The organism is Desulfobacterales bacterium (genome assembly GCA_034520365.1).
Classification (GTDB): domain Bacteria; phylum Desulfobacterota; class Desulfobacteria; order Desulfobacterales; family Desulfosalsimonadaceae; genus M55B175.
The window spans coordinates 564,217-576,490 of record JAXHNP010000007.1; the positions used below are offsets into that span (position 1 = coordinate 564,217).

Annotated in this window: 11 protein-coding genes; 3 read left to right on the top strand and 8 right to left on the bottom strand. The window is 56.2% G+C overall.

Features of this window, described 5'->3' with window-relative positions:
• Window positions 1-8 precede the first annotated feature (8 nt).
• Complete coding sequence (locus tag U5L07_16700) at window positions 9-2,234, top strand: helix-turn-helix domain-containing protein (GenBank protein MDZ7833385.1); 2,226 nt, start codon at window positions 9-11, stop codon at window positions 2,232-2,234.
• A gap of 218 nt (window positions 2,235-2,452) precedes the next feature.
• Here U5L07_16700 and U5L07_16705 read toward each other — a convergent pair whose 3' ends face one another.
• Window positions 2,453-3,439, bottom strand: a complete 987-nt coding sequence (locus U5L07_16705; protein ID MDZ7833386.1) for an SGNH/GDSL hydrolase family protein — start codon at window positions 3,437-3,439, stop codon at window positions 2,453-2,455.
• A gap of 131 nt (window positions 3,440-3,570) precedes the next feature.
• Here U5L07_16705 and U5L07_16710 point away from each other — a divergent pair, with 131 nt between their 5' ends.
• A complete protein-coding gene (locus tag U5L07_16710) occupies window positions 3,571-4,158 on the top strand; it encodes an MFS transporter (GenBank protein ID MDZ7833387.1) in 588 nt (195 codons plus the stop codon).
• Here the strand turns inward: U5L07_16710 and U5L07_16715 are convergent.
• The 7 genes from U5L07_16715 to U5L07_16745 form a co-directional block, all read right to left on the bottom strand.
• Entirely contained in the window at window positions 4,093-7,074 is a 2,982-nt protein-coding gene (locus U5L07_16715) for a DNA polymerase III subunit alpha (GenBank protein MDZ7833388.1), read from the bottom strand. The two genes, U5L07_16710 and U5L07_16715, sit on opposite strands and share 66 nt — an antisense overlap.
• A 148-nt stretch (window positions 7,075-7,222) precedes the next feature.
• Window positions 7,223-8,353: a hypothetical protein gene (locus tag U5L07_16720; protein MDZ7833389.1), complete on the bottom strand. Its 1,131-nt coding sequence runs from the start codon at window positions 8,351-8,353 to the stop codon at window positions 7,223-7,225.
• A 353-nt stretch (window positions 8,354-8,706) separates the two neighbouring features.
• A complete protein-coding gene (locus tag U5L07_16725; GenBank protein ID MDZ7833390.1) occupies window positions 8,707-8,952 on the bottom strand; it encodes a hypothetical protein in 246 nt (81 codons plus the stop codon).
• A gap of 165 nt (window positions 8,953-9,117) precedes the next feature.
• On the bottom strand, window positions 9,118-9,954 hold the full coding sequence (locus U5L07_16730) for a DUF72 domain-containing protein (protein ID MDZ7833391.1): 837 nt from the start codon (window positions 9,952-9,954) through the stop codon (window positions 9,118-9,120).
• Window positions 9,951-10,595, bottom strand: a complete 645-nt coding sequence (gene lexA / locus U5L07_16735) for a transcriptional repressor LexA (GenBank protein ID MDZ7833392.1) — start codon at window positions 10,593-10,595, stop codon at window positions 9,951-9,953. The genes U5L07_16730 and lexA overlap by 4 nt, the downstream gene beginning before the upstream one ends.
• Before the next feature lie 120 nt (window positions 10,596-10,715).
• Window positions 10,716-11,105 carry a redoxin domain-containing protein gene (locus U5L07_16740; GenBank protein ID MDZ7833393.1) on the bottom strand — a complete coding sequence of 130 codons (390 nt, stop codon included), beginning with the start codon at window positions 11,103-11,105 and terminating at the stop codon, window positions 10,716-10,718.
• A 12-nt stretch (window positions 11,106-11,117) separates the two neighbouring features.
• The gene (locus U5L07_16745; GenBank protein MDZ7833394.1) at window positions 11,118-11,366 is read right to left on the bottom strand and encodes a hypothetical protein; all 249 of its coding nucleotides are present in this window, start codon (window positions 11,364-11,366) and stop codon (window positions 11,118-11,120) included.
• Between the two features lie 166 nt (window positions 11,367-11,532).
• Between U5L07_16745 and U5L07_16750 the strand changes: the two genes are divergently transcribed.
• On the top strand, window positions 11,533-12,261 hold the full coding sequence (locus tag U5L07_16750) for a FadR/GntR family transcriptional regulator (GenBank protein MDZ7833395.1): 729 nt from the start codon (window positions 11,533-11,535) through the stop codon (window positions 12,259-12,261).
• The last annotated feature ends 13 nt before the right edge of the window (window positions 12,262-12,274 follow it).

The following is a 12,274-nucleotide window of genomic DNA, read 5'->3' on the forward strand; positions in this document are numbered from 1 at the left end:
GGATCGGTATGCCCCGATGGACAGACAATGCCGCCCTCATGGCGTCGAAATTTGTAAACAGCACCAACCATCACGTGTTTTTGACCGGCCGGGCCGGCACCGGCAAGACCACATTTCTGCATGATATCAGCCGGCGCACCCACAAAAACACGATTATTGCAGCGCCCACCGGCATTGCCGCCATCAATGCCGAGGGCGTTACCCTCCACTCCCTGTTTCAGCTGCCGTTTGGGGCGTTTATCCCCACTGAACAGTATCCAGGGGAGGAGGCGCCCGCGTTTGAACTGAATACCCCGCAGACGCTCCGCCGGCATGTCAAAATGCAGGCGGCCAAGCGTAATATGCTAAAGAAACTGGAACTCCTGGTAATTGATGAGGTGAGCATGCTGCGGGCGGATCTTTTGGATGCCATTGATGCGGTGCTCAGGTGGATCCGGCGGCAGCCGCATCTGCCATTCGGCGGGGTCCAGATCCTCTTTATCGGCGATCTCCTGCAGCTGCCGCCGGTGGTTAAGGATCCGGAATGGAAGGTGCTCGGCCAGTATTATCCGACCCTTTTTTTCTTCGGCGCCCGGGCGCTTGCCGAGAAGCCGCCCATTTATCTGGAACTCGAGCATATTTACCGGCAGAGCGATGAAACATTTATATCAATCCTAAACAACTTGCGGGATGGAGCGCTAAGTGCTGAGGACATCGAGCGGTTGAACCGGCATCACCGGCCGGACTTCAAGGCCGCCCCCGGCGACGGGCATGTCTATCTTACCACCCATAACCGCAAGGCGGACCGGATCAATGAGGCGGAGCTAAACAAACTGCCCGGTAAAGCCTTTCGCTATCATGCGGAAGTGGAAGGGACCTTTGATGCGCATACATTTCCGTTGGACGCGGTGCTGATGCTTAAAAAGGATGCCCAGGTCATGTTTATCAAAAACGATCCCTCCGGTGATCAGCGGTTTTTTAACGGTAAAATCGGCCGTGTTGAGGCCCTGCGCGAGGACGGGGTGAAGGTGGGGTTTGCCGACGGCAGTGCCTCGGTCTGGGTGGAATCCTATAAATGGGAGAACAAGCGCTACACCCTTGACAAGGAAACAAACGAAATCCAGGAAAAAGTAGTGGGCAAGTTTTCCCATTTTCCGCTGAAGCTGGCCTGGGCGATCACGATTCATAAAAGTCAGGGCTTGACCTTTGACAAGGCGGTTATCGATGTCTCCCAGGCCTTTGCCGCCGGCCAGGTATATGTGGCGCTCTCCCGGCTGACTTCCCTGGAGGGGCTGGTGCTGACCGCCCCCTTCCGCTGGGAGGCCATGCCGCCGGAACCCGCGCTTTTGGACTTTATGAGCCGGAAAACCGATACCCAAAGCCTGGAGCCATCCCTACAATCCGCCTCCCTGGCCTATCTGGCAGAGATGGTCCGGGATGCGTTTAATTTTAACGCATTATGGTCGGGGGTCAGCTATCACCGGCGCACCTATACCAAGGATGCCGCGCACTCGAAAAAGCAGACCTTTCTGGACTGGGCGCAGTCCATACAGACAGACCTCCGGCCCGTAAAAGAGGTGGGGGATAAGTTTTTAAAACAGCTGGACCGGATCCTGCAGACCGGGGGGGATGACGATTTATCCTACCTTCAGGAGCGGATCGAGGCGGCCAGAGGCTATTTTGAGCCGATATTTGCCGGATTTTCCGAACGGATCGGGCGGCATATCGCGGACTTGAAAAAACAGAAGAAGGGCGTCAAACAGTATATCCGGGAACTCGAGGAGCTTGAGCTTTTATTTTACAGCCAGGTCCAGAAAATCTATAAGGCCCGGGATTTGGCCGCATCGGTCCGAAGCGGTAAAGAGTTGACCAAAGCCGGCATGCAGGTCCCGCCGCATGAAAATGCCCCGGTCCCGGGCCAGGGCCCGGTCAAAAAGGATTCGGATACCCGGAAAAAGCCGAACACCAAAACCGTCAGCCTGGAGTTGTTCAATCAGGGCAAGACCGTCGAGGAGATCGCCGCTGAACGCTCGCTGGCCATCACGACCATTCAGGGCCACATTGCGCACTGCGTTGAAGCGGGCGAAATCGACATCTCCCGGTTGGTCTCTCAGGCGGCGCTTGATGAAATCGATGCCGCATTCAAGCAGCTGGAGACCAATTACCTCAAACCGGTGTATGAATTTTTTGCTGAAAAATACGATTACGGCACTCTAAAATATGCCGCGGCGTTTATCCGTCAGAAACGAGAGTAATCCCCCCGGGCCGCAGCCCGGGACCGAGCGTAAAAGTAACTTCATTTGCACCTTAAAGGTACTAAGGCACTAAGGCACTGAGGCACTGAGGCATTAAGTTTGTATAACATTTAACTGTGAATCCTGAACTGTGAACTTCGGTGTTCAGGTTTCAGGAAAAACGCTAAACCGCTACTAAAACCTGAAACCTGAACACTGAAACCTCTTAAACGGGATTGCTAATCGGCTGCCACCGCTTTAATAAAGCATGTGTCGCTGTCATCAAAATCCCGCGGGCCGGGGGCCGTCTCCACAGTCGTGGCGGCTTCTTCTCCGATGATGGCGTGCGCCCGGGTCATGGGATGGATGGGATCATAGAAGAGAAAATCCTCGGCATCGCCGTTGACATTGCCGGTCCATTCGAGGTTTTCGTCGAGTTCCAGGTAAGTGTCCGTGGTGTTGTTAAAAACTCCCTGGTTAATCAGGCTGTTCATAAGAGAAAAGGCGTCCAGAGTAACCACAGAAACGCCCGAGTTCTGGAATTCAATGGCCTCAAGGGATACGGAAAGCCCTTTATTAAAGCCTTGAGTCAGCTCGCTGATTTGGGCCCGTTTGTCCTCCGGCAGTTGGTTAAAGGCCGGGGTTTTGGATAAATCCGGGAGGGTTAAGGCCAGAAAATTCCGGGCGCCGGCATCAATTAAATCGGTCACCGCCGCCTTGATGTTGGCCATGGCCCCTTGGACAAGCGCCTCGGGGGTCGCGGCGGAAGACTCTTCCCGGAGGAATTCGAGCAGATCGTTGCCGCCGATCCAGATGGTAAACAGGGTGTCTTCGGAGTTAAATTCCGGGACTTCGCTTAGATAGGTGCCGACCTGGCCCACCATGCCGAGCGGCGGGAGATTGCCCGCATCAATGGCGGCCTGAAGCTTTTCATCCGAGTGCCCTTTGCTCATGGCTCCGCCGATGGCATTATTGTCTATACTTTCCGGATCAATATCCAGTTCGGCGGCCATGTATTCAACCCAAACGCAAGGGGTCCCCTGGCAGTTCGTAAAGGCTTCGGGTGCCTCGGAGACATACTGGTTCAGTCCGTTATGGTCGGTCAGGCTGTCCCCGAAGGCCACGACATGGGAATACTGCTCAGCATACAGCGAAGTTGACAGGGAAAGGATCAATACAATACAGGTAAGGGTGCAAATGGTGATGCGGGTCAATTTTCTGCTCATTGGAACCTCCATTTTTTTGCCGGTTGTTATTGAATCGCCAATTGCTGCAATTGGCTGTCACATAAAATTTGGACATGACGTAAGGGTTGCGACTGAAGAACCGATTCCAAGTATGATGGATTTTTCATAAAATGCAAGCGTTAAACTGGAAGCAGTCGGTTCTGGCCTTTCTGCATCCCCGAGTCGTTACCATGCTCTTTTTCGGCTTTTCCGCCGGTCTTCCGCTTCTGCTGATTTTTTCCTCCCTTTCCCTATGGCTCCGGGAGGCCGGCGTGGAGCGCGCTGATGTCACCTTTTTCAGCTGGGCCGCCCTGGGCTATTCCTTTAAATTCGTATGGGCCCCGCTGGTGGACCGGCTGCCGGTTTTGTACTTGTCAAAAAAATTCGGCCGGCGGCGCGGATGGATTCTTTTGGCCCAGTTAATGATCATTCTGGCGCTTTTGTGGATCGGGCTAACCGATCCCCAGCAGAGCCGGCCCCATGTCTATATAATGGCGCTGGCTGCGGTCATGCTTGGATTTTCCGCGGCAACCCAGGACATCGTTATAGACGCCTACCGCATTGAATCCGCCGGCAGTGAGCTGCAGGCCATGATGGCGTCCGCCTATATTGCGGGCTACCGCATCGGCATGCTGGCCGCCGGGCCGGATGATTCAAACCGTCCGCACCCCGTCCACGGTAAGCGTAGTCACCCCCCAGTTTTCCTCGACTTTGCCTGAGAGTAAAAACGGCCGGCCGTAGTCCAGGATGTGGCAGAAGCGGTTGTAGGCGGCCGGGAAGAAGGTGGTCTCCACGAGTCCGGTCTCGTCCTCGAAGGTCACAAACTTCATGGGATCGCCCGTTTTTGTTGCCACGGTCTTTCCGGTGATCAGCCAGCCGGCAAACCGGATGCGGCGGCCGAGGTGTACAGGGATGCTCTCGGCCTTGACGGTGTTTAAGGGGTTTAGCTGATCCGCAAACAGGGTGATGGGATGGCGGTCGCATAAAAACCCCAGCACGGAGAACTGCCGGCGCAGCCTTTGCCGGGGGTCGTCTTCGGGGAGATCCGGCATGGCCGGCGGATCGGGATCGGAGAACAGGGAGGGCTCTATGTTCTGTCGGCTGCGGCGTTTCTGCCAGGCGGAGAACTGCCAGCGGATAGCGGCCCGGTGTTTTTTGGGGTGAAGCCGGTCTAAGGCGCCGCAGTGGATCAACGCCCGGGCTTCCGTGTCATCCGGCCGGACGCGCTCGAAAAAGTCGATCGGATCGGCAAACAGGCGTTTTTTCCGCTCATTGAGGATGCGCGCCCGGGTGGCGGCGGAGAGATCTTTTATGGATAAAAACCCTACCCGTAAGCAATCGTCCCGTCCGGTCCAGCGGATTCGGCTTTCCATAATATCCGGCGGGAGAATGGAGAGCCCCAGGCGGCGGGCCTCGGACACGTAGGCGAATGCGGAATAGAACCCGCCCTGGTTGCTGATCACCGCGGCCATGAATTCCGCCGGGTGGTGGGTCTTTAAATACGCGGCCTGGAATGAAACCCGCGCATAGGAAGCGCTGTGGGGCTTGCAGAAGGAATAGCCGTTAAAGCTCATGATCATCCGCCAGATCTGCTCGATTCGGTCATCATCCAGCCCTTTGGCCCGCGCCCCGGCCGAGAACCGGTAGAAGTAATCCCGCAGCCGGCGCTCGCGGTCCTTTTTGGCCATCACCTTGCGAAGCCCGTCCGCCTCGGCATGGGAAAATCCGGCCACCCGGACGGCCACCCGGGAAACGTCCTCCTGGTAGACCATCAGGCCGAAGGTTTCGGATAGCACGTCCGCCATCAGGGGGTGGATCGGCGTCCACGCGCCGCCGTGCAGGCGGTGAATGTATTCCTGGATCACCTCGTTGGCCGCCGGCCGGATAATGGAGGAATGAATCACCAGGTGCTCGAAATCGCCCACCCGGCTTTTCTGCTGTAGAAGCCGCATGGCCGGACTTTCAATGTAGAAGCAGCCCATGGTGCCGCCCCGGGCAAGCGCCTCCTGGGTGGCATAATCGTCTTCCGGTTCCCAGCGGGATTCATCCAGTTCGACGCCGTTTTCGCCCATATTGGCAAGCGCATCGCGGATGACGCCCAGGCTGCGGTTTCCCAGAAGATCGATCTTGACCAGCCCGGCGTCTTCCACCGCATCCTTTTCCCACTGCACAATGGGCACCCCCTTGGGCGCGGTCTGGATGGGCACGTAGGTGTCGATCCGCTTTGGGGTTATCACCACGCCGCCCGGGTGCACCGAGAGATACCGGGGCAGCCCGATAAGCCGCCGGGCAATGGCGAGAATTTCCGGCCATGGCTCGGGAAAATCGATGCCCCGCATTTGGGGGAGCGTAGCCATCCGCTCCTGAAGGCTCTGATCCCCGTCGGATTCCCAGAACCATGGCAGGCGCGTGGCAATCTGGTTGATTTCCCGGTCGGTGAGGCCGAAGACCCGGGCGGTCTCGCGAACTGCCATTCTGGGCTTGAAGCAGACGTGATTGGCCACCAGGGCGGCGCGGCCGCTATACTTGGAAAGGACCCTGGCAATGACATCATCGCGTTCGTCCCAGGCAAAATCCACATCAATGTCCGGGGCATCCGTCCGACCCGGGTTCAAAAAGCGTTCAAAGTAGAGGTTGTGCTTGACCGGGCAGACATTGGTGATGCCCAGGCAGTAGGCCGCCAGGGAGGCCGCGCCCGAGCCCCGGCCGCAGGTCCGGGGGCTGTGGCTGACAATGTCGGAGACGATCAGGAAATACCCGGAAAATCCCATTTTTGAGATAATCCGGAGTTCATGCTCCAGGCGATCCGCCACGGTATCGGATATCTCGCCGTATCGTCTTTTTGCCCCTTCATAGACGGCTTGGCGCAAATGGGCGGCGGCCTTTTCCGGCGGGCCGAACTCATAGGGCGGCATAATCAGGCCGAAATCCGGGCCGGTAAAGGACAGGCGCTCGGCGATCGTCTTTGTATTCTCGATGGCTTCGGGGCAGGGGGCAAACCGCTGCCGGTAAGTTTCAGGCGAGGCCAGAAAGGCATCCGGCGGGGCGGTATCTTCATTTTTTAAGCGGGAGAGGGCCGTGTTCCTGTCAATGGTCCGCAGCACCCGGTGGATGGTAAAGTCCGCCGGGTGATTGAAGAAACTCCCGGGCGTGGCAACAACTGGAAGCCCTAAGCGGCGGGCAGTTTCGCGCAGTGGGTGGGCTTTGGGAACGGGTTTTCGCGGCAGGGCGGCCGCGATATCGATCCCGGCGTCATGGCCGGTGCGCAGCAGTTCCGGGCTGCTCGTCAGCACGGTCAGCCCGTCGGAGTATTTTATGAGCGCGAATTTGAGATCAAAATCAGCGCAGGTGTGACGCCGGGTGAGCAGGCGGCAGAGACGGCCGTATCCGCGGTTATTTTTGACCAGGCACACCGCGCGGGCCGAAGTGTTTTTGTCCGTGACCTCGGCGCCGATGATCGGCCGGATGCCTTCATTTCTGCAGGCAGCCAGAAACGGCCAGAGCCCATAGAGGTTGTCCGTGTCAGTCAGGGCCAGCCGGTTGTAGCCCAAGTTTTTTGCATGCCGGCAGAGGGATTTAATACCGGATACGCCCCACATGAGCGAATATGCGGATCGGACGGTTAAGGGGATCATGGTTTTCAATTGATTGATAGCTTCTTCAAAAGCAATTTTGTCCGCCGCATCGGCGGTTTTTTAACGTCTTAATCTTACTCTTAATCTTGCTCTTAATCTCAAATTGCCAATTGTGAACCTCCAGCGATAAAATCATTCATCAGCTTTCTCAAGAAGCCAACATCCGGCCAATGTTTATAGCCTCCTTTCCAAACCGCTCCCGAATATCATCCATCGCCCCGATCACCGCCTCGCGTTTTTCCTTGACCGCCGGGGCTTCGGAAAAAAGATCCATCTGGGCCTGGGGGTGAACCGGTTTCGGACAGGTCAGGCGCACGTGCCGCAGCCGAACCCGCCGGATCCAGGCTTTGTACAGAAGCGATTGCGCTGTTTCGAACAGGGTGATGTCATTGGCTGATGGCGGCGTAACCGCCAGCTGCCGGAAGCAGCGCAGGCCGTCGGCATAATCGATGGTGATCACCAGGCTCCGGGCGGCTTTTCGGCGTTTCCTCAGCCGGGCGCCGATGGTTTCTGCAAGCAGATACACCGCGCGTTCTACTGTGGCGACATCGTTGGTGTCATTGCCGAATTCATGGGATGCTTTGATTTTCGGCGGCTCCCGGCCGGCCGGCAGCACCGGTGACGGATCGATCCCGCGCACGGATTCGTAGATGAAATCCGCGCGTTTGCCAAAAGGCACTGCCAGCTGATCCTTGGCCAGATCGGCCACTTGTTTCACGTGAAATAGATTGAATTCCTTTAGGCGGAATAGATCGGCGGATTCAATGCCGGGGATTAAGGAGAGGGGCAGCGGCGAAAGCAATGCCCGCTCCTCACCTTCCCCGACGATGTATTCCCCAATGGGTTTGACCAGGCGGGTGGCGACCTTGGAGATCAGCTTGTTCGGGGCCACCGACCAGATGGGGGAAAGCCCCAGCCGGTCCCGGATCCCCCGGTACATGCGCCAGGCCACGTCAACCGAAGGACCGAGCAGCCGGCTGGTGCCGGTCACATCGATAAACAGGTGGCCGTCGATTTCCCCGGGTTCGATAAGCGGGGAATAAGGGAGCACTTCCCGGAAAAGCTCCCGCATGGCCCGCTCGTACCGGTCGGGGTGTGGCGGCAGTATGCGGGCGTCCCGGCAGATGCGCCGGGCCCGCTTAAGCGGCATGCCCTTTCGGATGCCGGCCTGGTAAGATTCTTCGCTCATGTCATGGACCACGGCGCGCGCCGCCCCCTCCGGGGCGATGACTACGGGCCGGTCCTTGAGCCCCCCGTCTACCAGCCGTTCGACGGCCACGGCAAAGTCCGCGACGTTTAGGTGGATGACGGCGCGCGAGCGGTATGTTGTTGCATGAAAGGCCATAGGTTTTAATAAAAGATTACAAAAGAAAAATGTAAAGTTCAATGTAAATTTTTAAATTAAAATTTAACTTAACAATATAGGTTTTAATTAAAGAAATTTTGTTTGATGGGACATCAGAATTTCTTCCGGAAATAGATGCATCCGAGGTAATTGGGGGGGTGCGGGATCGTTTTATTTTTGAAGCGGCATCAGGGTTGTTGAGAGGAAGTAATTGTGTGCAAAAAAATCTGGCGGAATCAAACCGGAAAAATGCCGGGCAAAGAAAACTTATGGCCGGATTCGATGTTTTAAAGGCCTGTTTGCAGGGCTTTCTGAGCCGCGTGCGGCAATTTAATCATAATAAAATATGAATCCGGATAAAGATAATCTTCTCCGGATTCATCGATGACTCTAAGATAGCCCTCTGATTCAGCTGAATCGTTAGCAATGACTTGATAAATCTTTCGTTTTTCCAAGTCTTCGGCATCCTTATTCTCGATGCAAAGCGCAAATTTTTTTTCTTGTTGTGCTTTTACCATACGAAATAATTTCAATCTGTTTGATATCGCCTAGAATTTCAAAAGGCATAAATAAATATTATATTGATTTAGCGTTCATTGCAAGTGAAGTGGCAAATGAGAGTCTTCGATGATACACCTGTCACCTCTACCGAGTTTATCTCTGGATGGGGGTAAAAGCAATTCTGCATGAGTTCAAAATTAAGCTCGTCTGATAGGCTGATATCCAAATTTCTCACCCAGCAGCCGCATCATCACCTGCGCATTATTTGCCGCCTGAGCGCGGACATGATTGTTGAAAAAAATCAGGCCGGCGTTTGCCTGGGATGCCATCTTGGCAATCCGGGAATCGATCCATTCCTTTAATTCGGCTTCGGTGTAATCGTAGTCAAACTGCTTCTGCATGTGGCCGGTGCGCCAGCCCGCGGCATTGCGGCCGTGAAACCGGATATAGAAAAAATCGGGGTGGGTCACCACATCCAGGGGCGGAAACAGGCCGGGCAGCTTCGGCTCGTCCACCGCCGCCAGGGCGACCCGGCGCCGGGAGAGCTCCTCAAACACCCGGTCCACGGCCCAGGACTTGTGCCGGAATTCAACAGCCAGGGGCAGGCCTTCGAGTTTTTCCAGCAGGGCGGCAAGATAATGCCGGTTCTTCGGTGAGCGGTCAAAAGACGGCGGGAGCTGGATTAAAACCGCGGCCAGCTGGCCGGCCTGCACCAGGGGCGCGATGCCGTCCCGGTAGCGGGCCGCCTGGCCGGGCCAGTCGTCCGGGTCGACTTCATGGGTCAGGGTGCGCGTGAGTTTGGCGGCAAAGGAAAATTCCTCCCCCACCAGCCGGCGCATCCGCTCGATGGCTTCCGCCTTGGGCATCTGGTACCATGTGTAGTTCAACTCGGTGATTGAAAACAGGCCCGCATAGTGCGGAAGCATCTCTCCGGCCCGGGTCCCCGGCGGATAAAAGCCCGCTTCCGTCCACTCGGTATAGGAGTAGCCGCTGGTGCCGACGCGCAGGCGGCATATATCGGCGGTTTCAGTCATGACGACACCCGCTGCATCACATCCGGCCCGCGCTGGATGCCGATCACCTTGCCCTGCACCAGGATTTCGTCGAATCTGTATCGTACGCTTTCATAGGCGGGGTTTTCGGGTTTCAGGATGATGTGGTCGGGGCGGGCATGGAACCGTTTGACCGTGGCGTCTTCGCCGTTGATGAGCGCCACCACGATTTCTCCGTCACTGGCGTATTGCCGCGGCGAGCAGATCGCCAGATCGCCGGGCAGGATCCCGGCATTGACCATGGAATCCCCCTTGACGCGAAGGGCGAACAAATTTTCCCCCTTGTAGATATCAGCGTCAATGACAATGCTGTCCTCCCATTCCTGCTGCGCGTACATGGGAAGCCCGGCCGTAATCCGGCCGATGACCGGCACCTCCCGCCACCGGTGAAGGCCCGCGGGTTGCCCGGCCTGGTTAATCAGATGGACGGTCCGCCCGTATCGGCCCTCCCGCTTGAGGAAGCCCTTTTCTTCCAGGCGATTCAGCGTCTGGGCCACGGCCGTATGGCTTACGGCCAGGTCCTGTGCGGCCTGCCGCAGCGAGGGGGAGTCCCCGGATTCGGCTATCCAGTCCTGAAAATAGTCGAGAAGCTGCTGCTGCTTGGCTGTTAATGGGGATGACATATAGATCGCCTCCGTATTTTTATCAGTTGAGAAAAAAATACAAAGGCATAATGTAAATGTCAATGTAAAGTTTAAGTAAAAATTGTAAATAGCGAATGAGTCGGGAAAATGCCCGGCGGCTCAGGTCAATATTTTCTCCAGCGCCGCAATGGTTTCAGAAGGATCCGGCCGCACCGTGTAATCGGCATTAACTGCGGCATACCGGATCAGGTTGTCCGTGTCGATAATATAGCGGGCGGACATGGGCAGCTGCCAGGAGCCGTCGTCATTATATTGGGACACGTCAATTCCCAGCTGTTTGTAAACCTTCTGCAGGTCCTCGGGCACGGTATAGACCAATCCGTATTTTTGTGCGATTTGGTTGCCGGCATCGATCAAAAGTTCCATTGAAAGGCCTTTTTCTTCGATAAATGCCTGGGAATGCGCCTGGGACTGCGGGGAAATCATGGCCAGGGTGGCGCCCAGATCCCGGATTTTGGCATGGGCTGCTTCAAGAGCTTCCAGCTCCAGATTGCAGAACGGTCACCACCGGCCCCGGTAAAAACCGAGCACCAAGGGGCCTTCCGACAGCATCTGGTCAAGGCCTCTGGGCTGGCCTTTCGCATTATTGAGGGTGAAGTCCGGCGCTTTGTCGCCTTCTTTCTTGGCCTGTTTCACCAGTTCCGAGTTTGCCAAATCCTCGGTCGCCCGGTGCATGACTGCCACCGCCTCCTTGGGCGCCGCGGATTCCAGTTCATTTCTTTGGGCATCTAATTTTTCCTGCAGGCTCATTTGATTCTCCTTTGTTAAGGGGTTGACAAGGGTTTTGCTTTATAAACAAAGTGTAACCATATCGGATGCTCCCGCAAATCCATAAAAATGCTTGGATTTGTTTTTTTCTTTGTGTATCTGCCTTTTTGGTGATATGGTATTACCACCAGCCAAAAAAGGAGTGTTCATGTTAGACGGATTAAAGCCAGTCAGAACAGAGCGTTTAAAGGATGTTTGCGTTGCCCGCTTTGAGGCGCTGATCCTGTCCGGGGCGGTCCGGGTGGGGGAAAAGCTGCCGCCGGAGCGGGATATGGCCCAGCAGCTGGGGGTGAGCCGGCCGGTGGTGCACGATGCGCTTGTCGATATTTCGGCCAAGGGGCTGATTTCAATGATTCCCCGCCAGGGCGCGGTGGTCAATGACTACCGCCGTGAAGGGTCGCTTACACTTTTAAATTCGCTGCTTAATTACAACGAGGGGAAACTCGACCCCAAGCTTTTGGACGGGCTCCTGAACATGCGGATGCTGTTTGAGACGGAAAACGCCCGGCTTGCCGCGAAAAACCGGACCGATGAGCACCTGGAACAGTTTCGCGAGCTGCGAAAGCGGGAGGCCGGGGCGTCTGCCAATGATGTGGATGCACTGGTGGCGCTTGATTTTGAATTTCATCTGCTGCTCGCCATGGCCACGGACAACCTGCTCTACCCCCTGCTGCTCAATTCCTTCAAACCGATCTATACCAACCTGGCCCGCCAGTTTTTCCGGAACCCGGAGGTGGTGGCGTCCGTGTTTGACTATCACGGGCAATTGGCGACGGCCATCGAGGCCGGTGACGGTGAACTGGCCGAAGCCGTGATGCGGGAGATGCTCGCAAACGGCGAGGACCGTCTGCGCCAAATCATCGCCAAACAGACATAGTTTTTAAACAGGG

Excerpts from the sequence above, each read along its gene's own strand:
- U5L07_16700 (MDZ7833385.1), top strand. The coding sequence starts at position 9 with ATGCCCCGATGGACAGACAATGCCGCCCTCATGGCGTCGAAATTTGTA.
- U5L07_16705 (MDZ7833386.1), bottom strand. The coding sequence starts at position 3,439 with ATGAGCAGAAAATTGACCCGCATCACCATTTGCACCCTTACCTGTATT.
- U5L07_16710 (MDZ7833387.1), top strand. The coding sequence starts at position 3,571 with ATGCAAGCGTTAAACTGGAAGCAGTCGGTTCTGGCCTTTCTGCATCCC.
- U5L07_16715 (MDZ7833388.1), bottom strand. The coding sequence starts at position 7,074 with ATGATCCCCTTAACCGTCCGATCCGCATATTCGCTCATGTGGGGCGTA.
- U5L07_16730 (MDZ7833391.1), bottom strand. The coding sequence starts at position 9,954 with ATGACTGAAACCGCCGATATATGCCGCCTGCGCGTCGGCACCAGCGGC.
- lexA (MDZ7833392.1), bottom strand. The coding sequence starts at position 10,595 with ATGTCATCCCCATTAACAGCCAAGCAGCAGCAGCTTCTCGACTATTTT.
- U5L07_16745 (MDZ7833394.1), bottom strand. The coding sequence starts at position 11,366 with ATGAGCCTGCAGGAAAAATTAGATGCCCAAAGAAATGAACTGGAATCC.
- U5L07_16750 (MDZ7833395.1), top strand. The coding sequence starts at position 11,533 with ATGTTAGACGGATTAAAGCCAGTCAGAACAGAGCGTTTAAAGGATGTT.